The sequence below is a fragment of the Methylotenera mobilis 13 genome, assembly GCF_000384255.1.
Taxonomy (GTDB): domain Bacteria; phylum Pseudomonadota; class Gammaproteobacteria; order Burkholderiales; family Methylophilaceae; genus Methylotenera; species Methylotenera mobilis_B.
The window spans coordinates 481,406-505,780 of the sequence record NZ_KB913035.1 but is presented as its reverse complement, the minus strand read 5'-3'; the positions used below and the strand labels follow the sequence as shown (position 1 = coordinate 505,780).

Sequence of the window (24,375 nt, the reverse complement as noted above, 5' to 3'; positions counted from 1 at the left end):
TATCGCTGTTACTCCATACACTGAAGGACATTGAATAAATAATCTTGAGTAGATCATTAATAAATGATCGTGAATTTGCAATGTTATTTGTTAAAACAAATAACATGATTGATTACCTTGCTGAACTAACTGAGCATTACGCTTTCTCAATATAGTAACGCTTAATTTAGGATATTGAATGCACCGCAGTTTATATGCACTAACGCTTGTTTTCACGTCATTTACCGCTTCTGTCAACGCAGCAGATGTTTCTATTAAACCTGGACTATGGGAAGTGACTACTACTTCTGACCTATTAAATTTTGCATCGCAAATCCCAGCAGCGCAAATGGACAACTTAAATGCGTTGGCTAAGGAATATGGGTTTGATGTGCCAGAAATTAAAAATGGTGCAGCAAAGTCCACAACCTGCATGACTGAAGAAATGGCAAAGCAAAAGATCTTGCCCGGTGCTGTTCAAAACCAAGCGGGATGCACGGTTAATAAAGTAACGCAAAATGGTCATTACTACCATATGGCATTCACATGCGTGAACGCAGAACTAAATGGTCACGGTACTGCTGAAGGAAATTTTACAAATGCAGAAACCTTTACTGGGGTGACTAAATTTGCTGGTTCTATCCAAAACAACCCAATCAACGAGCAAGCAAATGTTGATGGCAAATGGCTAGCAAACAGCTGTGACAACACTAAACCAGCAAAGTAGTCGCAAAGCCAATTTAGGCGCTAAGCAAAGATACCTGTGATATAAAACCCAATCAACACGGCCACTAGACCCCAGTTTAAGCACTCAATTAGCATATTCCACAATATTCTACTCATTTCAAACCTCACTTTATTTAATACGTTTAACTGTGAGTGAGTTTAATGTCGAATTATTAAACTGATATGTTAGAAATATGAAAGAAATGTGTCACAAGTTAGTTGGCGCTTACTCTGCACACCAGCTGCAAAAAAATTGTTGTAGGCATGCGATGCTGTGGAAGTTCTTGAACAGTCTGCCCCATAACATCCATCATGAGCTTGTATTCCAGCATGTTGTAATGTCCAAAACTACCTGCTGGAACACAAGCGATTAGGTTAAGCCAAAAGTTTAAATAGCATCCCCAAAATACCACATGCCAATATCACGGAAATAACATTCGCTTTGAAGCGAAAAACGGCAAGCATGGCTAACCCTGTTAGCGCAATAGAAAACCAATCAATCGCACCAGCTAGTCCAATAGGCCAAAATACATGATATGCAAAGAACAATGCTAAATTTAGAATCACGCCTACCACTGCTGCCGTAATCGCGCTCAATGGTGCAGTGAACTTTAAATTGCCATGCGTAGTTTCAATAAATGGTGCGCCCATGAAGATAAAGATAAAACTTGGCAAGAATGTAAAAAACGTTACGATTGATGCCGCTACAAAAGCAGATGCAAAAACTGCATCAGCGCCAAATACCTGAGAAACCCAACCACCAACAAAACCCACAAAAGTCACCACCATAATAAGTGGGCCAGGCGTTGTTTCACCCAGTGCAAGACCATCGATCATTTGCACTGGTGTAAGCCAATGATAGTGCTCTACCGCGCCTTGATACACGTATGGCAACACTGCATAAGCGCCACCAAAGGTCAGCAATGCGGCTTTAGTAAAAAACCAAGCCATTTGGGTAAATGCAGCATCCCACCCATAAAGCGCTATCAACACCGTCATTGCACCTAGCCAAATGCCGATGCCAACCGCAGCAATACGTACCATTTTTGCTAAACTGAACCTTGCATGCGCTGGCGTTGGTGTATCGTCATCGATAAGTGCAGCGCCATCATCTTTTTTAGATGCGCCATGACCACCGCCGACTTTGAAATACTGCGGAATTAAACGACCTCCAACATGGCCAATGAAAGCAGCAACAGCCACAATGAGAGGGAATGGTAGGTTTAATACAAAAATTGCAATGAAAGCTAACGCCGCAATCGCCCACAGCACTTGATTCTTTAATGCGCGTGACCCTATTCGATAAGCGGCAAGTAGGACAATGGCAACCACGGCAGGTTTAATGCCATATAGTGCCCCAGCGACGGCGGGGACTGATCCGTAAGCCATGTATACCCATGCGAGACCAGTCAGAATAAAGAATGATGGTAGTACAAACAATACCCCAGCAACAATGCCACCCCAAGTTCGATGCATTAGCCAACCGATATAGGTTGCTAACTGCTGCGCTTCTGGGCCCGGCAACACCATGCAATAATTGAGTGCATGCAAAAAGCGTGTCTCAGATATCCAACGCCTCTTCTCAACCAAGTCGTGATGCATGATAGAAATTTGACCGGCTGGACCACCAAAGCTAATAAACCCTAACTTAAGCCAGTAAATAAATGCTTGTCCGAAAGAGACTGGTGTAGAGGTGGGAGAAATCGATGGTGTAATTTTATTGGTAACGTCCATAAACTCCCTTGTTATTGGTGGCCTTATTTAATTTAACGCTATTTTATCTTAAATTGTGGCTAATCAATTTACGGGAACCATGTACTAATCAAACCTTAGTCTACCTCAGAGGTAGCGCTAAACAATCTGATAAAGTCGAGCCAATACATTAAGTTAGGACACATCACATGTCTCAATAGTTGATTGCCCTTATTGGTAAAAATAATTATTGGTGTATATTTAGTCTTTTACTATAGTTTTTGCACGACACTTTTTGGACGACACTTTTTTGCGCATCACAAAAGGAGATTAGCATGAAGACGCTACAACAATTACTAGATGGTAAAAAATATAAAGAAGTCATTTCAATCGCACCTCACCGCCCTGTATTTGATGCATTAGTGATATTAGCTGAATACAAAATTGGCGCTTTAATCGTGCTTGATGGAGAAAACCTGGTAGGCATTTTTTCTGAACGAGACTATGCACGGGAAGTAATTCTGAAAGGTAAATCATCTAAAACTACGGCGATTAGCGAGGTGATGACCAGCAAGGTATTGTCTGCCAAACCTACTGATACAGTAGAACATGCGATGTCCTTGATGACAGAACATCGCATTCGACATTTACCTGTGGTTGAGAATGATAAAGTACTTGGCGTACTTTCTATTGGCGACTTGGTAAAAGAAACCATTACTTACCAACAAGAATTGATTAAACAGCTACAGAATTACATCAACCTGTAATTACTTAACAACTAGCCAGCGCCACTTAATGGAAACTACCGAGTCATGTCACTTACATCATGGACATGGTAATCCATACCGTCAGTAATGTGGAACCTCCAACCAATCCAAGCATCGCTAGGCGTGAGCCACGCATTTTGGTCCACAATAAAACGCCGGTAATAGATAGAATTAACATAGCGCCAGCGATTGAGTCTGCAAGCAACACCCAAGCAGTATTGGCACCCACACCTTTATGCATACGTGAGATAAAGGCCCAGATGTTGGCATCTTCACGTTTTACCGTGGCAAAGCGATTGCCAACAACATACTCTGCCTGAATTGAAGCATTCGGTAGTTGAAAACCAACTTTAAACGTTTCAGGCTGTTTAATTGATTTATCCATAAATCTCGCCTCGCGCTCTGAGTGACCACCACGATCTGCTTTCGTCTCGGGATCTTGATCACTTTCACGCTCAGGTCTACCCTCACGTCTCGCATTACCTTCTCGCATTTGCATGCTACCACGCTCCTGTTTACCTGCCCCCTCCGCGTTACCGCCTCGGTTAGGTCTCGGTTTCATCGGGTCTTGTTTAATCTCCAATGCAGTTTGAATGGCCTTTACAAACGCTTTCTGGTTATCTGGTAATGGCATTGCCATCGCTAACTGAATTTCAGTTTCTTCCATTTTTGCAGCAGGAATTTTCATGACAGAGCGATGATTAAGCAGAAATCCGCTAATACCAAACAGCAGGCCAAGTAAAGCGCCCCATAGGCCTAACCAGCCATGAATCTTTCTTAAAAGTCTAAGTGTTTTACCGCGTTGACTATTTTTTTGTGCTAATGTTTTTTCCATATTTAAATCGTTCTCTAATACAAAATATTGTTAAAAATCTTACTAAATCACTCAATTACAACACTACGAAATACTTATTAAAGTCCCTAAATCCTCTGGTTGTTGCGATACAACATGTGCCACTAAAGCATCACCTCAATATAAAACATCTACATTGATGTCATCTAAGGTTTTGCAGCCAGTGAGTGCCATAGAGATTTCCAATTCCTCCCGCAACAGCCGAATAAGATGAGCCACTCCCAGTGCGCCCGCAGTTGCCAGTGCGTGAATATATGGGCGTCCTATCATGACGGCAGACGCACCCAGTGCCAGTGCCTTAACGATGTCAGTACCACGCCGAATGCCACCATCAATCAACACTGGCACTGCGCCATCTACGACTGACACAACGCCAGCCAATACATCGAATGTTGCTAATGCACTGTCTAACACACGACCACCATGATTGGAGACAACCACACCTGCAGCGCCAACTGCAACGGCTAATTTGGCATCCTTGGGATGAAGCACGCCTTTGAGAATAATCGGAAGATGAGTTTGCTGAATCAGCCACTCAATATCATCCCATGTTGGCGCTAACGACATGAATCCATCAAATACTGCACTCATGCCTTGCGCTAATGTTGGCAATGTGAGTGTTTTAACATTGACCTGTGCAGCACTACTTGGCACGCTAAACGCAGCTCGTTGCTCACGATTTCGCACCCCAGAAACTGGAGCATCTACAGTGAACACCAGCGCTCTGTAACCCGCAGCCTCTGCTCTCTTTATCAGTTCCAGTGTCTCTGTCCGTCCACCTTGCCAATATAATTGAAACCACAACGGGCCATGTGCTTGCGTCGCCACATCCTCTAAAGTGAAAGACGCTTGCGTAGAAACAACAGCTACACCTCCCATCACGCCTGCAGCAAGCACACTAGCCACTTCACCTTCAGGATGAAACAGCCGCTGTGTTGCCACTGGCGCAAGAATAATTGGATGTGCCAACGCATCACCAAACAAAGTACAGCGCGTATGACCATGCGCAACATCTGATAGCACACGCGGCCAAAGCTTTAAACTTGACCACGACTCACAGTTAGCCGCCAACGTGAGTTCGTCAGCAGCACCGCCTTGTAAGTAGGCCCATGCAGCGGCTTCAATGTAATGTTGCGCATATCGCTCGTAATCTGCGGCACTCACAATATCTGGAGGAATAGCAGTTAATGGTAACTGTGCCATCATTTGCTCCATTGTCTTAATAGATTATGGTAGTGCCCAGTTAACGTGACGATTTCTGAGGTATTTCCAACCTGAGCTCGCAATTTAAGCAAAGCCATATCTAAATCAAATAACATATTGCGTTGCCAAGCATCTGCTACCAAGCTCTGCACCCATAAAAATGAAGCAACGCGCGCACCGGATGTCACAGGCTCGACACGATGCAAACTTGTTGATGGATACACAATCGCATCGCCTGCCGGTAACTTAACCTCATGGCTGCCATAGGTATCTTCTACAATGAGCTCACCACCTTCGTAATCTTCTGGCTCTGATAAAAACACCGTGACCGACACATCTGTACGTAAGCGGTCACCAGTGAGTCGATCACGCTGGATGGCATTATCAATATGGTTACCATACGTACCACCACCAGCATAACGATTGAACATGGGAGGCAATATCCGATCAGGCAGTGCGGCGGATACAAATAAAGGCTGCCGCTCAAGTGCAGTAGCGATGGCTTGAGATAAACCAAGATATTGCGCAGACTCTGACGAGAACTGCGAGTTACATTTCACCGCTGCCGCTAAAACGCCTGCCGTAGATGAGCCGTCTACCCATGCACCTGCATCAAGTAAGTTGCGCATGGCAAGTACATCTGCTTTAGATAATACTTCGGGAATATGTAACATCATGATTGAAACCTACCAAAATAAAAATGCCCACCAGCATTTAACTGGCGGGCTTGAAGACTTACATGACTAGAACATGAATTCAGCTGTTAACAAGGCTGATCGTGGCTGACCTAGACGCACCCGACCGCCGCCGTTGTTCAACGTTTCAATGTATTCTTTATCAAAAATGTTGTACACATTGAGACGTAAATTAAGTTGCTTGTTCACCTTATAAGATGCCATTGCATCAGCTGCCCAATAAGATGGAATTTCCGGCATATTTTGTGTGGAAGCATCGACTTTCGTCACTAGGCGTTTTTGCTCGCCCATATAACGTGCGCCACCACCAAGTGTAAAATCACCAAAACTATATTGGCTCCATACCGTTGCACTTGTCTCTGGTGTCCAGCGCACGCCATCAGTTACAACACCTGTATCATTTTGCTGGTCTAGTGCTTTTGCACGCATTTCAGTAATGCCCGCAGACAACTGCCAAGCTTTGGTTAACTGCCCTACCGCCATTAACTCAATCCCGTTCACACGGGTACGACCATTTTGTACAGCCTGTCCCTGATCGTCAAATGAAGCTTGTTTGCTATTTTCTGTGCTGAATACTGCCGCAGTTAAGTTAAGTTGATTATTGAGTATGTCCCACTTAGTACCCAACTCAACGTTATCAGTTTTTTGTGGGTCCATCGCGCCATTGTTTTGATTGTTGGCTGTTGCAGAGAGTGCAAAGTTTGCACTTCCTGGTGGCGTGTATGAAGTTGCATATGACGCATAAATACTGCCATTAGGCGCTGGCTTATACAGCCCTCCCACTTTCCAACTTAACAAGTTATCAGAGTTACTGCCTTTTGTTGGCGCAATTGATCCAACCGCATACCCCGGAAACTGAGCTTGGTTAGTGGCAGTGACAATCGTGCCACCATTAGTTTTAGTATTGTAGTGCTCGTAACGTAAACCTGCGTTCACTTGCCATTTGTCTGTGATATCTACTGTATCGAAAGCATACATTGCAGCGGTGATTGTTCTGCCATCAGTGTCGGTTCCAGGAATCGCATATGGAATACCTAACAAATCATTTGAGTTAGGGTTATACAAATTAGCTGCTGGGTTGCTAATTGCGGCATAAGTGACACCATTCACCGTCTGTGCCGTAGTACCAAAGCCTTTGCTTTTTTGGCTTTCATACATAAACTCAAGACCACCCGTGAATGTGTTTTTGAACCCAGCAAGATCAAACATAGTATTCAGGCTAGTTTGATTTACTAAAATTTCATCATCACGATCAATACGCTGACGTGAGCGATTCACTGTCCAAGTCGCTGGATCTGCAGTGACTGCAACCAAGCCCGTTGCGCCGGTGTTAATACCTGTAGCAACACGGTCCATATTGGTTTTGCCGTAGCGTGAAATATTACGTACTGTCGTTTTGTCATTAAGATCATGTTCAAATTTAGCAGTAAACATATCTGCATCTACTTTTTCATAATCATTGTCGCTACCGTAGAAGTTCTCACGGTCTACTTTTCTACCGCCGTTTAAAGAGGTAGATGCGTTATAAAAGCCACTCATACCAATGGTTGGAATACCGCCGTCAGGGACATTATCCTGACGCACGTGTTGTGAGTACAAATACAGACGAGTTGGTGTTCCTAAACCAAAAGCAATAGAAGGTGCGATTGAGAAGTTCTGGTTCTCTACTTCATCACGCTTATCAACATTGCCATCAAAACCTACTGCATTCAAACGAACGGCTACTGTGTCTCCTAGCTTTTCGCCTAAATCAATCGTTGCACGTTTTTTATCCGCGGTACCATAGCTAATGGTCGCCATGTTCACACTATCCAAACTTGGCAATTTGCTGATTAAGTTAACGTATCCAGACGCCGCACCGCGACCGATATCTGCACCTGCTGGGCCTTTCACCACCTCAATCTGCTCTAAGTTATACACGTCACGCGTTACTGCACCTAGGTCACGAATGCCATCTACAAACAATGAGTTTTGTGTTGCAAAACCGCGCATCGAGAAAGTATCACCTGCTGAAGTGTTGCCATTCTCACCCAATTGCATGGTGATACCTGGCGTATTACGTAAAGCATCTGTTAATGAAATGACGCCTTGCTCACGTAGCACTTCTTTTTTAATCACTTGCACAGTTTGTGTGGTATCGATTAACGGCTTTGTAAATTTAGAGCTAGCTGACGTATTAGCCTTAAAAGGCACCTCTGGCGTTGCCGTCACATTCACTTCTGGAAGTTGATCTGCGGCCTCATTAGTTTCGCTAGCAGCGTTTGCACCAAAGGACAATGTTGCAGCAACTAGCGCAGCGATACGGGCGGGGTTGTGTTTACGACTACGAATATAACTCATGGTACTTTCCTCTTGATTCAAAATATCTGGCTGGCTAGAGGAAAATACCGTTGGCTGGCTTGACGTGCTTATTAAATTATTTTTTTACATGTTTCACTTACTTATTTTGTAATACTTAAAACTACAGATTTGCCGAAAGGCATCCTATTGCTGCCTTTCGAATTGCCGTCAACTTAAGCCTGAATACTCAAGATAAATCTCCTATAAAATAACTCAGTGGTTGGCTAGAGAACTGACCGTTGACTGGCTAAAAATAAGGAATGCACGAACTGAATGTAAAACTGTGTAAAAGTCCTTGCATTCAACCCCAATTCATTTGCTAATGATAACTGTTCTCATTTACAATTGCAACCATTACGCAATACGAACTTTTCAATGACTTGAAGCCCCTAAATAATGCTAGTCTCTTAGGTGTAATTTTCAGGTCAGTCACTTAAAGTCTCGATTGTGAATCTTAATCGTTCTAGAAATCAGCCTATATAAAAATTGTGCCTAAACATCAAATGAAAAAACGCTTTTTTGTGCTTAGTTTAATGCTACTCACTCACCATGCATTCGCCGAAGGTGGCGTTTGGTATACCGATAAAAACTCTACACGCAATGACCCTTTGCAAACTAATCTATTCTCGCTGCCACAAATAGCTGACGAGTACCAAGGGTCGCCTTGTGATGGGTTGATGAGTGGAGAAAGACTTGAAAAACCACTGACATTGGCAGAGGTTGCAGATGCAAGCCTATGCAACAATCCGCAAACACGGGAGGTGTGGGCAAGTGCTCGTGTACAAGCAGCACAGTTAGGCATTGCAAAGTCTGCCTATCTGCCATCGCTCACCGATAATATTTCGGTCAACAACAGTGTGCTCAACCCAGCATCAACTACACGTAGTAATCCCAACCTAAACTTGAGCAATAGTTTGGTGGCAAGCTACCTGCTGTATGATTTTGGTAACCGTCATGCAAATCTAGAAAACGCACGCCAATTGCTTTTATCCGCTAGTGCCAGCCAAAGCAGCACAGTGCAAAGTGTCTTACTCTCTGCCACAGTAGCGTTTTATCAAGTACAAGCTAGCTTGGCCGCAGTGGATGCAGCATTAGAAGCTGAGCGTGCGAGCAGCGAGAGCTTTAAAGCAGCAGAAGCACGCTATCAATCAGGCGTATCCACCCCCGCTGATAAACTACAAGCGCAAACTGCCTATGCACAACTGACCTTGACGCGTATTACGAGTGAAGGCAACTTACAAACTGCCTATGGTAATTTAGCCAACGTGATGGGCTTACCAGCTAATCAAAAAATATCATTAGTCAGCAATACTGCAATGCCATCGGCCACCATACTCAATGACGTTAACTCACTCATTGAACAAGCAAGTACACGTCGCCCAGATCTGATTGCTAGCGAGGCACAACTGAAAGCTGCACAAGCCAGCATTGACGCCAGCAAGGCTGCGGCAAAACCAACCATTTCAATCTCTATGTCTAACAGCCTGCAAGATGGCTCTCAGTTAGCCACCAGCAACAACTCCACCTTAGGTTTTACCGTCGCAATTCCACTCTTTAATGGTTATGCGCCTACCTACAGAATACGTGCCGCTGAAGCTACTGCAGACTTACGCGCAGCACAGCGCGACCGTTTACGTTTGCAAATTTCACTGGATGTGTGGAGCGCCTATCAGAATTTGCGCACCGCACTTGAGTCTGTCTCAGCAACTGAAATATTAGTTGCCAGCGCGGAGGAGTCTTACCGCGTGGCATTAGGGCGCTACAAAGCAGGGGTAGGCAATATTATCGACACCCTAAATGCGCAAAGTGCACTTGCTAGCGCTAGGCAACAACAAATTCAGGCTGTGCTAAATGCCAACATTACGCGTGCAACACTAGCACAAGCCATGGGCTCTTTAGACCATGCCATGATTCAATCATTACCTAGTGCAACACTCGACTCAATGCCTACTACTACCAACACCAACTAACGATATTCACCATGAAATCACTCAATAAAATAATCCTCATCATTGTGTTAATCGCACTCGCTACGGGCGCCTATTATTACTATCAAAGCACACGCAACATCAATCCTGCTGATTTATACAGATTAGCTGAAATCACACAGGGTGATATCGAACAAACGGTATCAGCTAACGGTACATTGAACCCAGTAACGCTCGTTAGTGTAGGTACACAAATTTCAGGTATCGTTAAAAAGCTATATGTAGACTTTAATGATGAGGTGAAAAAAGATCAGGTATTGCTAGAGCTGGATAACGCTTTATTCATGGCGCAAATCAGCCAATCTCAAGCAAGCGTGCGCAATAATCAAGCATCCGTTGAGCTAGCGCAAGCAAATGAAAAACGTATCCGTGAGCTATATGCACAAGAGTTTGTATCTAAACAAGAGCTCGATACTGCCGTACAAGTATTAAAGTCTGCAAAGGCACAATTAGATAGTGCACGCGGCCTATTAGCACGCGACCAAACCAATTTAAACTTCACGATTATCCGCTCACCAGTCTCTGGTGTGGTGGTAGACCGCGTGGTAGATGTTGGGCAAACCGTTGCAGCAAGCTTTCAAACGCCAACCCTGATTAAGATCGCACAAGATTTATCTAAAATGCAAATTAACTCCAGCTTTGCTGAGGCTGATATCGGTAACATTAAAGTTGGGCAAATGACCAAGTTCAATGTGGATGCTTTTCCGAATAGAAATTTTGAAGGTGTGGTTAAACAAGTGCGTTTAAACCCAGTTAACACCTCAAATGTGGTTACTTACGACGTAGTGATTTCAGTAGACAATCAAGACCAACTGCTACTTCCGGGCATGACAGCGTATGTCAACATTGGTGTCGCCAAAAGTGAGCAAGCCTTGCTAGTGCCAAACGCAGCGCTACGTTATAAACCCAAGTTAGACGAAAACAGCGCAGATAGCCCCAAAGGTGAGATGGCTAAAAATGGAGGAGCTCGTAAGAAAAGAAATAAAGGTGATGATCTGAACACGGGCACCATTTATATCCTGAAAGATAATAAACCATCCCCTATCAAGGTTCGATTAGGCATCACAGATGGCCGCTTTACAGAGGTTACTGGCAGAGACTTACAAGCCAAAGGTGTCAATGTCGGCACCCAACTGATTGTCTCTGAATTACAAAGCAATGGTTCAGCACAAGTAGGCGGTAACAACGCGCGCGGCCCAAGAATGTTCTAGGTGGAAGCTGAAACCATGCAAAAAAGCGTTATTGAAGTCAGTGGCTTATATAAAGACTACCAAACAGCTGCCGGGCCATTTCCCGTACTAAAGGATGTGAATCTACGCATCGAAAATGGTGACTATGTCGCCATCATGGGTCCATCTGGCTCTGGCAAATCTACCTTTATGAATATTCTTGGTTGCTTGGATAAACCAAGCAAAGGTCAGTACGTGTTAGATGGCCACCCAGTTGCTAATATGGAACAAAACGCCATAGCACAAGTGCGTAACAGAACCATAGGCTTTGTGTTTCAAGGCTTTAATTTATTAGCACGCTCAAGCTTGCTAGATAACGTTGCTTTGCCTCTAGTATATGCTGGCGTAGATAAAACTGAACGCCATGCTCGAGCCAAACTCCTGTTAGAAAAAGTAGGCTTAGCAAAGTACCTGAATTCACGCCCCAATCAAATTTCTGGCGGACAACAACAGCGCGTTGCGATTGCGCGCGCCTTGGTGAACAAACCAAGCCTAATCTTAGCAGATGAGCCAACTGGTAACTTGGATAGCGTCACTAGCGAAGAAATCATGACGCTATTTTCTGAGCTCAACCAAGAAGGTATCACGATTGTATTAGTCACCCACGAAACTGATATTGCCGAACACGCCAGCCGCCAAGTGCGTTTTTTAGATGGGAGAATTGTGCAGGACACGCGGACTAGAGAAATTGGAACGACTGAGACATTCGGCACACCTACAAACAATATAATAAGTGAGGCTATTTAATGTTTACTGCAATGCTAGGCGAAGCATGGCATGCCATGGGTGCCAACCGTTTACGCACATTTCTCACCATGCTGGGCATGGTGATAGGCGTGAGTGCTGTTGTATTAATGATGGCGATTGGACAAGGGGCTGAAGCTGCCGTCAAACGCTCAATCAGCGCGATGGGTAGCAATTTATTTGTTGTGTTATCTGGCCCTCCCTCTGCTGGCGGGGCCAGATCCGCGACTGGCAATGCCCCCTCACTCAATGTCAAAGATGCCAACGCAATCTCAGATTTAGATGGTGTAGTGGGTGTTGCACCAGTCACGATGGGTAAAGCACAAATCGTATTTGGCAGTAACAACTGGAACACTGACATCATTGGCACTACACCAAGCTATCTGGACATTCGCGGATGGAATCTCAGTGACGGCTATGCGTTCTCTGAATCAGACATTCGCTCAGCCACCCGCGTTGCCTTGGTTGGGAAAACCATCGTCCAAAATATCTTTGGTGACAATATCGACCCTATTGGTAAAACCATCCGCATCAAACAAAGCCCTTTTGTCATTTTGGGTGTACTCGACAGCAAAGGCCAAACGCTTGACGGCCGCGATCAGGACGATACGATTATCGTGCCACTCACCACCGCGCAACGTAAACTCTTTGGTAACCAGTTGCCAGGTAGTGTTCGTCAAATTATGGTGCAAGCTGAGTCTGATAATACGATGCCAATGGTTGAACAAGGCTTAAACAGCCTACTTAACCAACGCCACAACATTAGAGAAGGCTCAGATAGCGATTTTTCTGTCCGTAACCTCACTGCGATTGCAAACTCCGCGGCTGAAACCACGCGTACAATGTCTCTGCTGCTGGGTGCAATTGCCTCTGTCTCTTTGCTAGTAGGCGGCATCGGCATCATGAACATCATGCTAGTTTCAGTGACCGAGCGCACACGTGAAATTGGCATTCGGATGGCGATTGGTGCACGTCAGCGCGATATTTTATTGCAGTTTTTATTGGAAGCGATCGTCATCTCGATTGTGGGCTGCCTGATTGGCATTGCCATTGGCGTTGGTGGCGCCATCATGGTGAACATCATCACAAAAGCAGAAATCATTATTTCGGTAAACTCTGTCGCCATTGCTTTTGGCGTAGCTGCAAGCATTGGTGTGTTCTTTGGCTTTTACCCTGCCCGCAAAGCCGCAATGCTCAACCCTATTGAAGCGCTACGCTATCAATAATCACGCTCATGAGGTCGCTAATCAACTGGCGGTCTCAAGCTTACATCTATTGATGTGCCGAATGCCTAGCATCACTCAAGCATTCGGCTAAACATTGCAAAACAATCCTTGTCTATTCTCTAACGAATACCAGCCGTTATCTAATCATTTCAGAATATGCTGACAGCTAGTTGGATGCCAATATAAAATATCTTCATCAGCATCACCCCATCATACCGCTTGAAAGATCATTGCTAGGAACGAAACCTATGGCTAAAGATTGTTGTAATCACGAATGCAGCAACCCCAAGCTGCTAACCCCTAAATATCAGAAGATACTTTGGATCGCGTTAGTCATCAATGCCACCATGTTTATGGTAGAGATTCTCAGTGGTATCAATGCCCAATCAGTGTCATTGATGGCAGATGCCATCGACTTCTTCGGCGATGCCATGAACTATGGGATATCTTTAGCAGTGCTATCTATGAGCCTTGCATGGCGTGCACGTGCCGCGCTGTTTAAAGGGCTAACGATGGGCATTTTTGGATTACTGGTACTGGCTTCCACCCTATGGTCTATCATGCACGGTGGCATACCAGAAGCATACACAATGGGACTAATCGGCTTGATCGCCCTGCTTGCAAATTTAAGCGTTGCCATGATGCTCTATGCCTATCGTGATGGAGACGCCAATATGCAATCGGTTTGGCTATGCAGCAGAAATGATGCCATCGGCAATATTGCCGTCATGATAGCCGCATTAGGCGTATGGGGAAGCAACAGTGCATGGCCTGATCTGGTGGTAGCGGTAATCATGGCAAGCCTAGGCGTTTCAGCGGCGATGCAAGTAATAAAAAAAGCAAGATCAGAGTTGCACCACCTCTAGTTTGGCATACATATAGACGCCGCAACTCGTGCTATCTGATATATGCGTTAGCACATCTTGCGAGGCTATAAGTGCTAAGCTGTGTGGTCAGTGACGTTTAGGTTGAGTCAAGAAAAATGCCTTTAATGAAGGCGTAGTACACTTAATGAAGGTGCCGTGCATTACTCACGTCACCTTCATCCAATCCCCTAACATCTAAGATCTAGGTATTTGAGTTTTTGTTATTCAATTATTTCTTCATCACAGATAATGTACTCACATGGCGGATATTTTCATATTTATCCCCCTGAAACTCGCCTGGCTTAGCTTCCAAATAAATAGCCTCTAACACATATAGCCCTGCCCACGGCATATTGTAGGTAGCTTCACCATTCTCATCAGCATCTAATTCTTGTAACCATTGATTAGGTGCCATCACTTTTAGCTTCGCTTTTGCGAGGGGCTTACCGTTGAGGTGAACACGCACTTTATTATTACCTATCGGTTGAATATCTAAAGCATGGCTAGAGGCCGCTTCTGCATTGCCATTTCCATGTCGCGCGTAGTACATAGGCTTAACGATGCCATAATAATATTTAGTTAAATCTTTTACTTTCATACCCAACTCATGTGCAAGCACAGCTTGATTATTTGCACCCTCGATAGCAATATAATTTTCTGCACGTTTAGCGGCTACTTGCAGTACTTTATTATCTAATGTCGTGGCCGCAGGGGTAGCAATCGTATCTAGCTTACCTCCTGTTTTTTCACGTAAGCCACCTTCGTATTCGCCAAAATATAACTTTGTTTGACCATCTGCTTGCTCTAGCCAAATAAAATGCGCTTGAGCCATAGTCGCCTGGAATAGTGCAAAGAGCCCCAAAACTAAAATAGATGATAATTTTTTTGTTTTCATGATGAATTTCCTAAAAATAATGAATGCCCATTAATTCGAATTTGTAAAGGTAAAAAGTACGCTTTAAAACTCAACACCAGCCTGTAGTAGTACTTGACGCGGCTCACCTAAAAAGATGCTGCCACCACCTGTGCTGTTGATTACACCGCCATTGGCTCCTGGATAGTAGGTTTTATCAAAAAGGTTTTTGACATTCAGGCGCACAGTTGCAAGATGACTGCCCGCCAGCCATTGATAAGCGGCGTATGCATCAGCAACTGTATAAGCATCAAGAAAGTATCTATTGACGCTATCGACAGGACGCTCACCAACATAGCGTGCGCCGCCCCCTAACGTCCACCGTCCGCCAACAGATGGGGTTCCCGTGCGATAGTTCAGATAAAGGCTTGCCATATTCTTGGGCGAGTTAACAAGGCGTTTACCCACCGTATTCGCCGTTGCAGCATCCTTTAAAGTTTCGGTGTCGGTGTAAGCGTAGGTGCTAATTACATCCCAATGATCTGATAGTTTTCCTGCGACATCGATTTCTAGCCCGCGTGAGCGCACTTCACCAGCCGTGCGACTAACGCCACCTTCTGTCACCAAAACATTTTCTTTAATAATGTTGAATACTGCTGCAGTAGCACTCACCCCATTCGCTAAATCAAGCTTAGCCCCAGCCTCATAAATAACCCCCTCTTCTGGGTCAAATGGGCCTTGTGCCGCGCCGTCTACGGAGATATTAGGCTTGAATGACTCACTGTAATTAGTAAAGAGCGATAGCCATGTCTGTGGCCGATACACTAGGCCAACTCGTGGAAGAAAAACGTCACTCTTAGAGTCATTAGTAATGACCTTAACTGGATTAGCTAAGCGCAAATCACGTTGTGAAGCAAATTGCTCACTCTCTTGATAACGGCCACCCAAGAGCGCTATCCACTGCTCACCAAAATGAATCGTATCTTGTAGAAATACCGATTTATTCTCAACATCAGTATCTGACCTCTGCCAAGCAAAAGTATTAGCAGCTGTGATGGTGGTCGGCTCTTGTATTACACCATACTGAGGGTTGTATACATTAAAGCCACCCACTGTATTTAATCTAAAGAAACTTGGGTCTTTAGCATCTAACTTTTCAAAGTCAAAACCAGCCAGCACCTCATGCTTTGTTGAGGCAATATCAAATTTGCTCAACACATCAAATGATGCATACAAATTATCACGCTCACGGTCATCAACACCTTGCACTGTTCGGGTTGCATCACCATTCGCTGCCAGTGAGGCAATCATTACTCGCCTGTCGCTATTGATTTCATTGCTCCAAGCCACTGATCCGCGCAACGTCACCTTCTGAGTTAAATCGTACTCCACTTTCCCTTGAGCATATTGTGAAATGCCTTCCATGACTTCAAATCGTTCACCAAAACGCCGTGAGTCAGGCACATCCAGTGGCTTGCCGTTAAGAAACACGGTACCGCGATCAAATGGCACTTCAAAATCCAGATACTCATAGTTCACATTTACCCGCAGCTTATCACCAGCCCAAGCAAATGATGGTGCGACTAGTGTGCGCTTAGTCTGCCCAAAGTTACGCCAATAATCAGACCCTTCATGCTCTGCCAGAATTCGAAAGCCAGCCTCATCGTTCAGTGGTGTTGAAAAATCAACCCAACCTGAACCACCGCCGAAACTATTGGCTAACAAATTGATTTCTGTCCTTTGTTCGGATAATGGTTTTTTGCTAATCACATTCACCACGCCACCAGGATCTTGAATACCATATAGCAATGAAGAAGGTCCTTTTAAAACCTCTACACGCTCAGTGGTAATACTGAAATTACGTGAAGTTTGTGATCTTAAACCATCGCGCAAAATGCCAGAACTTGCGCCAAAAAAACTACCGCCGAAACCACGAACAAACAAACTGTCTGCTGTATGTCCAAAGTTATTACCCATGGTAATACCGCTCACATTTTTGATTGCATCATCAAGTGATCGTGCCTGCTGATCAATCAGTACCTGCTGTGGCACCACATTGACTACTTGCGGAATATCCATGATATCAGCATCAGTCTTGGTTGCTGTTGAGGCACGTTTGGGTTTATATCGGATTTCGTTTGGCGCGTCCGCCTGAACATTAACCTCAGGCAGTTCATCTGCCAATTTTGAATGTGCTGTTTGCTCTTCTGCCACCGCAGTCATAGATGCTAATGCAACCATGACTGCCAGCATAAGCACGTTTTGATGATTCCTCATCAGCTTCCCCTTAGATTGTGATTGTCTATTTGGCTGGCTATCTAAGGGGTTGCAAGCAACACTTACTGGCTGGCTATTTTTTAATGACTATTTATGTTTATTTTTTATACGTACGTAACGACTTTTTGTTCAACAAATAACTACTTACTTTCGCTTACAAAACCCATTTTACTGACACCTGAATTTTGTGCATCAGCCATCACTTCAGCCAATACCTGATAACGGGTTTCCTTATCAGCGCGTATATTTAATTCTGGCTGTGGTTTTTTCTGGGCAATTTCTTTTAACTTCAATTTCAGCTCACCTTGCACCAGCGGCATATCATTCCAGTACATTTTGCCTGATGCATCAATAGACACAGAAATCACTTCTGGCTTTTCAGGAACAGGCTGGCTACTTGTTTGCGGCAAATCAATTTTTACAGCATGCGTCAGTAATGGTGCGGTAATAATAAAAATTACCAATAACACCAACATCACATCCACTAGCGGGGTAGTGTTAATCTCAGACATAGGTGCTGAATGTGGTGCACCGCCTACATTGCTTCCTGACCCTATCATGCGACGGCACCTGCAACATGCATCGTTTGGTCAGCAGCACCCTGCTTATGTGCTCGTTTAGCACCAATGACCGCGCCAGTTGTAATCAAGGTATGCAAGTCATAGCCAAATTTTTCAAGTGCTACAGATAACGCACGGTTACTACGTACAATTGCGTTATAAGCTAACACTGCAGGAATCGCCACAGCCAAACCTAATGCCGTCATAATCAAAGCTTCACCTACTGGCCCAGCTACTTTATCTAGAGTCGCCTGACCACTTAAGCTGATGCTGGCAAGTGCATGATAAATCCCCCACACCGTGCCAAACAAACCTACAAATGGCGATACGCTACCCACAGAAGCCAATACAGTTAAGCCGCCTTCCATATTTGCGTTTTCTTCTGCAATGCTACGGTTCATGGCACGTGCTACAAACTCATCTTGTGCAACAATCTCAAATCCTTTTATTGCACACATCTTGTGGTGCTCAGCCGCCAGTATCGCTTTTTCTGCCAATCTAGCCAGCCCTGTATTAGCATAAGTCTGGCTTTGCTTAATTGCCACGGCCACACTTGGCGCTTGCCAAAATGCCTGTAAAAATATCTGATAAGCACGACGCATACGCCATGCACTAACGCTTCTTGTCACGATTAAATACCAACTCGCCACCGACATTGCTAATAAGATCAAGGCAACCAACATAGAAACTGGCCCACCCGCCGTGATAAATTCCCAACTATTAAACTCATACCCGTTTTGCATCATTACCCTCGCTTGATTCTTAATCTGTTCACTCTTAATTTATCGACTAGTCCATGCATTAACTGCATATTCATTAGTTTTACTATTTATCCATTCAATGTGAAATTTACAGGTACCAATACATAAGCACTAATTGGCTGGTTACTACGCTTTGCCGGTACAAAGCTCCATTTTTTAACAGCTTCAATCGCTGCCTGATCCAATTTATGATGGCCGCTACTTGTATCCACTTTAACTGTTTCAGCCTTGCCGTCTTGAGACACTAACACTTTAAGCAGCACTTTACCTTGCTCACCCATGCGTCTTGCTTGCATGGGATAAGCAGGTGCAGGGTTATTTAAATAGGCTGCTCCAAATCTAGGCGGCTCAATTACGGGCTCTGCCACTACTTGCTCAGTGGCTACTTTCTCCGTCACTTCTGTTGCTTTTGCTAATGGTTGCTGCTCCGCCGGGGAAGCTTCAGCAACCACAGCAGTTTCGTTTTTCTCTACGACTGCTGGCTCTACTTGCTCTATTTTTCTGACAGCCTCTTCATTCACTACCAGTTTTTTCTCTACGACTTTTGGTTTTTGAGCAACAGGTTTCTTAATAGGCTGGACTTGCTCTACTGGCGGTTTAGCTATTTCTTTTGGGACATCTGCCACTTGGCTCACCAAGCTCACCATCATTGGCGTTTCTAACTTATTAATCGCCGCTGCTTCTGGTTTAGCATTCAACGCGCCCGCCAGAGCCACCATGTGCATCAAGGTCACTGCTGCCAGCATTTTGTAAGAGATTGTTTTTTTGTCCACCCGTGTTGCACCAATATGCGTGTTTATTGGCAGATGTTTAACGTTAGATTTAATCGCAGCTTCCACCCTGTTCGAAAAAGGCTCCGAAGAGAAGTGAGTATTCACTGCAAGCTCTGAATTTGTCATCATACTTCCTCCTAACCTTTTCGTATCAACTGCAACACCGTTGAAGCAGTACTACTTTGTAAGAATTAACTTACCCTGATTGGTAAGCCTTAAACGATAATCTTCACCAACGTGCTTAATCACCAACTCACGCGCGCCAGAAAACAACAGCTCACTTGTTGTCACCCTAGCAGCAGAAGGCTCTGCAACTTTGGTTTCATGTTTCTTTTCATCAAGCATCATTTATCAGGCTCATTATTTTGTTGTCGATTTCTACTCTATCAATCACTCAAAGCAGAAAGGCTAATGATAATTGTTATCATTTAGATTTGTCAATGACTTTATTCGCCATTTACTATCTATGTATTTGATTTTATTTAATTGCCTTACTAATGAACGCTACAGTTAATAGCAGACTGTTGCGCATAAATAGCTTTTTCTTGTTGATACAATGCCAGCCTAGTATCAGCATCCGCTAATAAAGTTTTTAATGTATGCAAAGTGCTAGCATCGATACGCAAGCTAATTGCACCCAGCTCCAACTCAGCGACATTGCAATTCTCACAAAATATAATTTGGCCACTTTCATTCTTAGACAATAAAACACGCAAGCACGAGGCTTGATTATTTGTCACGCTTTCCAATGCTTTGTTAATTTTCATGTCACACCTATTTAGTGAGTATCAATTTATTTTGTTTAGTAATCCGTAAAAAATAAGTTTCATCCTCGTGATCGATCATTACTTCCTTCACATTCGTAAACAGCTTGTCGCTGTTCAATCTTTTTATTCTAGAAATCTTTATGTCATCTTGCGTGCGTGTACTGTCTGTCACAATTGCTATATCAAAACTCATATGTTCTTTAGAGGTTAAATTAGTAATAATTTTCATGATGGCAGCCCAATTGAGTCACTAAAATTAAAAAGATGGCCGACTTACATAAGCAATTAAACTTAATGCAACCATAAAATGATCGGTTAAGATCAAGGAGACGCATGTTGCCATGCAGTACTACATTTGAGCCGCTGTTAGGGGCAACTCAAATTCTGTTGCCAGCCGCTACACGCGGTTAGCATAATATTCAACCACCAACTGCACATCCACAGGGAAGGGCACATCGCTCACCGCCGGCAAATGTGCTACCTTGACCACTTGTGTGCTCGCATCCCAACTTAGCCACTCTGGTCGCTCTAAAGACGGCTGCTTAACAGTTTCCACCACCATTGGGATATGCTTACTTTTGGCCTTAACAGCGATTTCATCACCGACATTCAATCTAATCGACGGGATGTTCGCTGGCTTACCGTTTAACATGAGGTGACCATGGCTCACTAACTGCCTTGCAGCAATTACCGTAGGTGCAAATCCAGCACGGAAAACTACGTTATCCATTCTGCGCTCCAGCAATTGCAACAAACGCTCGCCTGTTGGCTCTTTACCTTTACGCGCATCCAGTATCAATCTACGCATCTGCGTCTCGGTCAACCCGTAATTGAAGCGAATTTTTTGTTTTTCCTGTAATTTCACACCAAAATCAGAGCGGCGCTTGCGCGATGCTTTATTACCGTGCTGGCCTGGTGGTGTTGGGCGTGCTTCAATGGTTTTACGTGACAATCCAGGTAAATCCACCCCTAAAGCACGCATCACTTTTAATCGTGGGCCAATAAATCGAGACATCTTGTTTCCTTATCTAATTAATATATAACTTATTGCAATGTGTTATGTGTTGCCATCAACCAATTGTCTTCAGCACCATACTCACTAACGATTACCTGCCATTGCTTCACCAAACGCTCAGCAATATCTTCAATCAGCTTGGTATCTGCATACTCAGGTGCTGTTAACTTATGAGCCAACTCACTCGCCAACACCGCCAACTCATGTGACGGCTTAAGCGCATACTGCGTAGCTACACAACATATGGCCGCCATTAGCTCTCTAGACGTTGGCAACTCAGGGTCAAATAGCTCGCTGGGTGCTTTCAATGCTGATACTTGTTTTTGCATAATTACCTCATTTGTTTTATTCGCTAAATTACTGCACTTGATGCAACTCAGTTTGCATCACCAACCTTGCCACTGCCTTGCGCATCATTTCATTCATCATGAAAAAATTACGCACCTCTAGCCGCAATGAAGTGTCTCCAATTTCAAGCTCAACAATGTCTTTTGCTTTGTTATAAAGCACTTTGCAATCTTCATTACCTGTCAGTTTGGCTTGGCTAATAATTAACTGCTTACTCATGACGTACTCCAATCTAGGAATTTAAATAAATGATAATCATTCTCATTTAATATGTCAACACATAATTGGTGACTAAATTAGTAAACTATTATTTACCCTTATTACTCCAACGCTGATCACATTCTTAGATACACAAAGATCGACTAGTCAGGCTGAAAAACTTAACAAGTTGATATACGCCAAGTCACTGGTGCCATCTCATGATTTTTCTTAAGTGGCATTCATGAATACTAATAGCTCATCAATATGCAGATAAGCGCACAATGTTTTTAACGAACTAGCAATACTGCAAGCCCAAAAATACTAGTTCTATCTTTAACTTAATGTGGAGAATAATCATGTGGACATCACCATCAGCAACTGAAATGCGTTTTGGCTTTGAAGTAACGATGTATGTAATGAACAAGTAATCCGTTTTTCTGCAATAAAAAAGGGGAGCAATCGCTCCCCTTTTTATTAAACTCATAGTTTTACCACACTATATACGTATAGCCATGACAGCCAAACTTTACACACCAACCTTATAAATACTTCACTACCATCGCATTATTCAAATCAGCTGCAACAATGGGTAGTTTCACGTAGTAACCGCTACCGGAGGCCTCTTGTATCGGATCACCTTTTTTATTGAACATGGTTTCAACCACAATATCTTGATTACCAGTCGGGTGTATCACCTGTAAACGGTCGCCCACGGCAAACTTGTTGCGCGCTTCAATATCTGCCAAGCCTTTCTCAGCATCATAAGCCACTACATCACCCACATATAAACTGCGGTTAGAGCTTGAATAACCTTGCTTGTAGTTTTGGTGCTCTGCGGTGTGATGACGCTGGTAAAACCCATCGGTATAGCCACGGTTAGCCAAGTTTTCTAAATCACCTAGCAAGTTCCAGTCAAATGGTCGCCCTGCTAGCGCATCATCAATCGCCTGACGATAGTTTTGGCAAGTACGTGCGACGTAGTAACGTGATTTAGTCCGCCCCTCAATCTTAAGCGAATCCACCCCCATTTTAATCAAGCGCTCCACGTGCTCAATCGCTCGCAAATCTTTACTGTTCATGATGTAAGTACCATGCTCATCTTCTTCAATAGGGAGCAACTCGCCTGGACGCCCTTTTTCCTCAATCAGATAAACTTTGTCAGCTAACGGGTGGCGCGGCAAACTGCCACAGCCAGACAAGCTTGATTTTTCCATCTCTGCTTTAAAGTCAAACTCATCAAGACGTATCACACCGGCAGCGTCTTCTGCCGCATCATGCACTTTATAATCCCAACGGCAGCTATTGGTACAAGTACCTTGATTCGGATCGCGCTGGTTAAAGTAACCTGAAAGCAAACAACGACCAGAATAAGCAATACATAAAGCACCATGCACAAAAACTTCTAATTCCATTTCAGGGCATTGCTGACGGATATCTTCAATTTCATCTAAAGACAACTCACGTGACAGAATCACACGCGACAACCCTAAACTTTGCCAAAACTTCACCGTCGCAAAGTTCACCGTGTTCGCCTGTACAGAAAGATGCACTGGCATTTCAGGCCACTTCTCACGCACCATCATAATCAAGCCAGGATCAGACATAATCAAAGCATCTGGACGCATTGCAATCACAGGCGCCATATCTGCCATGTAAGTTTTAACTTTAGCGTTATGTGGCGCAATGTTACTGGCCACAAAAAACTTTTTACCACGCGCATGTGCCTCGTTAATACCGATCTCAAGGTTGGCCATCGTAAAATCATTATTGCGTGCACGTAAACTATAACGCGGCTGTCCTGCATAAATCGCATCTGCTCCATAATCAAATGCAGTACGCATACGATCTAAATCGCCCGCTGGGGCTAAAAGTTCAGGTATTTTCATCACTATTACTTCACTTAATCTCTATAAAATCAAAAGAACGAAGCCAGATAAGGCGCAAATTAGAAAAGAGCGCCGCGGCATATCAATCATATGTAAGGTGCTCTTTTTAAATTTGCAACACCGTATGGAGATGTTGTTTTGGTTTTATTCACCAATAATTTTCACAAGCACACGCTTCTTACGTCTGCCATCAAACTCACCGTAAAATATCTGTTCCCAGGGGCCAAAATCAAGGTCACCATTAGTGACGGCCACCACAACCTCACGTCCCATGATTTGACGCTTCATATGCGCATCCGCATTATCTTCACCCGTATCATTGTGGCGATAGCTACTCACAGGCTCATGTGGTGCAAGACGCTCCAACCACTGAGTATAGTCATGATGCAAGCCGCGCTCATCATCGTTAATAAATACACTCGCTGTAATATGCATCGCATTCACCAACACCAAGCCCTCACGCACGCCACTTTCACGCAAACATTCACGAATTTGCTCGGTAATGCGAATAAATGCAACGCGTGTCGGTGGGTTAAACCAAAGTTCTTTACGATAGCTTTTCATCAAATAGTCCTTAATTTTCAACAGCCTAATTTTAACATCGCATTATATATCCCACCTAGAAA

The 24,375-nt window shown here is 44.0% G+C and carries 26 protein-coding genes; 8 read left to right on the top strand and 18 right to left on the bottom strand.

Going from position 1 to position 24,375, the window contains the following annotated elements:
• Window positions 1–178 precede the first annotated feature (178 nt).
• A complete protein-coding gene (locus A391_RS0102385) occupies window positions 179–706 on the top strand; it encodes a DUF3617 domain-containing protein (RefSeq protein WP_019897039.1) in 528 nt (175 codons plus the stop codon).
• Between the two features lie 374 nt (window positions 707–1,080).
• Here A391_RS0102385 and chrA read toward each other — a convergent pair whose 3' ends face one another.
• On the bottom strand, window positions 1,081–2,439 hold the full coding sequence (chrA, locus tag A391_RS0102380) for a chromate efflux transporter (RefSeq protein WP_019897038.1): 1,359 nt from the start codon (window positions 2,437–2,439) through the stop codon (window positions 1,081–1,083).
• A 293-nt stretch (window positions 2,440–2,732) separates the two neighbouring features.
• Between chrA and A391_RS0102375 the strand changes: the two genes are divergently transcribed.
• The gene (locus A391_RS0102375; protein WP_019897037.1) at window positions 2,733–3,164 is read left to right on the top strand and encodes a CBS domain-containing protein; all 432 of its coding nucleotides are present in this window, start codon (window positions 2,733–2,735) and stop codon (window positions 3,162–3,164) included.
• A gap of 52 nt (window positions 3,165–3,216) precedes the next feature.
• Here the strand turns inward: A391_RS0102375 and A391_RS0102370 are convergent, their stop codons facing one another.
• From A391_RS0102370 to A391_RS0102355, 4 genes are all read right to left on the bottom strand, one after another.
• Window positions 3,217–3,999 (bottom strand): PepSY-associated TM helix domain-containing protein, encoded by a 783-nt coding sequence (locus tag A391_RS0102370; protein ID WP_019897036.1) that lies wholly within the window; start codon window positions 3,997–3,999, stop codon window positions 3,217–3,219.
• 135 nt (window positions 4,000–4,134) lie between these two features.
• Window positions 4,135–5,220: an alpha-hydroxy acid oxidase gene (locus A391_RS0102365; protein WP_019897035.1), complete on the bottom strand. Its 1,086-nt coding sequence runs from the start codon at window positions 5,218–5,220 to the stop codon at window positions 4,135–4,137.
• A complete protein-coding gene (locus A391_RS0102360) occupies window positions 5,220–5,897 on the bottom strand; it encodes a Fe2+-dependent dioxygenase (RefSeq protein ID WP_019897034.1) in 678 nt (225 codons plus the stop codon). Before A391_RS0102360 ends, A391_RS0102365 begins: the two co-directional genes overlap by 1 nt.
• 66 nt (window positions 5,898–5,963) lie before the next feature.
• Complete coding sequence (locus tag A391_RS0102355) at window positions 5,964–8,255, bottom strand: catecholate siderophore receptor Fiu (RefSeq protein ID WP_019897033.1); 2,292 nt, start codon at window positions 8,253–8,255, stop codon at window positions 5,964–5,966.
• A 503-nt stretch (window positions 8,256–8,758) separates the two neighbouring features.
• On the opposite strand from A391_RS0102355, the gene A391_RS0102350 reads away from it, so the two are divergent.
• The 5 genes from A391_RS0102350 to A391_RS0102330 all read left to right on the top strand — a co-directional run bounded on the left by A391_RS0102350 (window position 8,759) and on the right by A391_RS0102330 (window position 14,308).
• The gene (locus A391_RS0102350; RefSeq protein ID WP_019897032.1) at window positions 8,759–10,225 is read left to right on the top strand and encodes a TolC family protein; all 1,467 of its coding nucleotides are present in this window, start codon (window positions 8,759–8,761) and stop codon (window positions 10,223–10,225) included.
• An 11-nt stretch (window positions 10,226–10,236) separates the two neighbouring features.
• Window positions 10,237–11,454, top strand: a complete 1,218-nt coding sequence (locus A391_RS0102345) for an efflux RND transporter periplasmic adaptor subunit (RefSeq protein WP_019897031.1) — start codon at window positions 10,237–10,239, stop codon at window positions 11,452–11,454.
• A 15-nt stretch (window positions 11,455–11,469) separates the two neighbouring features.
• The gene (locus A391_RS0102340) at window positions 11,470–12,219 is read left to right on the top strand and encodes an ABC transporter ATP-binding protein (protein ID WP_036316933.1); all 750 of its coding nucleotides are present in this window, start codon (window positions 11,470–11,472) and stop codon (window positions 12,217–12,219) included.
• The gene (locus A391_RS0102335; RefSeq protein WP_019897029.1) at window positions 12,219–13,442 is read left to right on the top strand and encodes an ABC transporter permease; all 1,224 of its coding nucleotides are present in this window, start codon (window positions 12,219–12,221) and stop codon (window positions 13,440–13,442) included. The genes A391_RS0102340 and A391_RS0102335 overlap by 1 nt, the downstream gene beginning before the upstream one ends.
• 248 nt (window positions 13,443–13,690) lie before the next feature.
• Complete coding sequence (locus A391_RS0102330) at window positions 13,691–14,308, top strand: cation transporter (protein ID WP_019897028.1); 618 nt, start codon at window positions 13,691–13,693, stop codon at window positions 14,306–14,308.
• Between the two features lie 229 nt (window positions 14,309–14,537).
• Here the strand turns inward: A391_RS0102330 and A391_RS14100 are convergent, their stop codons facing one another.
• From A391_RS14100 to A391_RS0102275, 11 genes are all read right to left on the bottom strand, one after another.
• A complete protein-coding gene (locus tag A391_RS14100; protein WP_019897027.1) occupies window positions 14,538–15,203 on the bottom strand; it encodes a DUF4198 domain-containing protein in 666 nt (221 codons plus the stop codon).
• A gap of 63 nt (window positions 15,204–15,266) precedes the next feature.
• Entirely contained in the window at window positions 15,267–17,438 is a 2,172-nt protein-coding gene (locus A391_RS0102320; protein WP_019897026.1) for a TonB-dependent siderophore receptor, read from the bottom strand.
• A 140-nt stretch (window positions 17,439–17,578) separates the two neighbouring features.
• Window positions 17,579–17,998: an ExbD/TolR family protein gene (locus A391_RS0102315; RefSeq protein ID WP_019897025.1), complete on the bottom strand. Its 420-nt coding sequence runs from the start codon at window positions 17,996–17,998 to the stop codon at window positions 17,579–17,581.
• Window positions 17,995–18,741 carry a MotA/TolQ/ExbB proton channel family protein gene (locus tag A391_RS0102310; protein WP_036316928.1) on the bottom strand — a complete coding sequence of 249 codons (747 nt, stop codon included), beginning with the start codon at window positions 18,739–18,741 and terminating at the stop codon, window positions 17,995–17,997. The genes A391_RS0102315 and A391_RS0102310 overlap by 4 nt, the downstream gene beginning before the upstream one ends.
• Window positions 18,742–18,827: 86 nt before the next feature.
• The gene (locus A391_RS0102305; RefSeq protein ID WP_019897023.1) at window positions 18,828–19,661 is read right to left on the bottom strand and encodes an energy transducer TonB; all 834 of its coding nucleotides are present in this window, start codon (window positions 19,659–19,661) and stop codon (window positions 18,828–18,830) included.
• A 48-nt stretch (window positions 19,662–19,709) separates the two neighbouring features.
• Window positions 19,710–19,880 (bottom strand): hemin uptake protein HemP, encoded by a 171-nt coding sequence (gene hemP / locus A391_RS14675; RefSeq protein ID WP_019897022.1) that lies wholly within the window; start codon window positions 19,878–19,880, stop codon window positions 19,710–19,712.
• Between the two features lie 146 nt (window positions 19,881–20,026).
• Window positions 20,027–20,299, bottom strand: a complete 273-nt coding sequence (locus tag A391_RS0102295; protein WP_019897021.1) for a DUF6686 family protein — start codon at window positions 20,297–20,299, stop codon at window positions 20,027–20,029.
• 7 nt (window positions 20,300–20,306) lie between these two features.
• A complete protein-coding gene (locus A391_RS14670) occupies window positions 20,307–20,492 on the bottom strand; it encodes a hemin uptake protein HemP (protein WP_272912508.1) in 186 nt (61 codons plus the stop codon).
• A gap of 204 nt (window positions 20,493–20,696) precedes the next feature.
• Window positions 20,697–21,314, bottom strand: a complete 618-nt coding sequence (gene rpsD, locus A391_RS0102285; protein ID WP_019897019.1) for a 30S ribosomal protein S4 — start codon at window positions 21,312–21,314, stop codon at window positions 20,697–20,699.
• Between the two features lie 29 nt (window positions 21,315–21,343).
• Entirely contained in the window at window positions 21,344–21,643 is a 300-nt protein-coding gene (locus A391_RS0102280) for a hypothetical protein (RefSeq protein WP_019897018.1), read from the bottom strand.
• Window positions 21,644–21,671: 28 nt separating this feature from the next.
• Window positions 21,672–21,881, bottom strand: coding sequence for a hypothetical protein (locus A391_RS0102275; protein WP_019897017.1), 210 nt, complete (start codon window positions 21,879–21,881; stop codon window positions 21,672–21,674).
• Between the two features lie 338 nt (window positions 21,882–22,219).
• Between A391_RS0102275 and pqqA the strand changes: the two genes are divergently transcribed.
• Window positions 22,220–22,291 (top strand): pyrroloquinoline quinone precursor peptide PqqA, encoded by a 72-nt coding sequence (pqqA, locus tag A391_RS14665; RefSeq protein ID WP_135278826.1) that lies wholly within the window; start codon window positions 22,220–22,222, stop codon window positions 22,289–22,291.
• A gap of 111 nt (window positions 22,292–22,402) precedes the next feature.
• On the opposite strand, the gene yegQ is transcribed toward pqqA, so the two are convergent.
• Window positions 22,403–23,749, bottom strand: a complete 1,347-nt coding sequence (gene yegQ, locus A391_RS0102270; RefSeq protein ID WP_029143937.1) for a tRNA 5-hydroxyuridine modification protein YegQ — start codon at window positions 23,747–23,749, stop codon at window positions 22,403–22,405.
• A 144-nt stretch (window positions 23,750–23,893) separates the two neighbouring features.
• On the bottom strand, window positions 23,894–24,313 hold the full coding sequence (locus tag A391_RS0102265; protein WP_019897014.1) for a secondary thiamine-phosphate synthase enzyme YjbQ: 420 nt from the start codon (window positions 24,311–24,313) through the stop codon (window positions 23,894–23,896).
• Window positions 24,314–24,375: the final 62 nt, after the last annotated feature.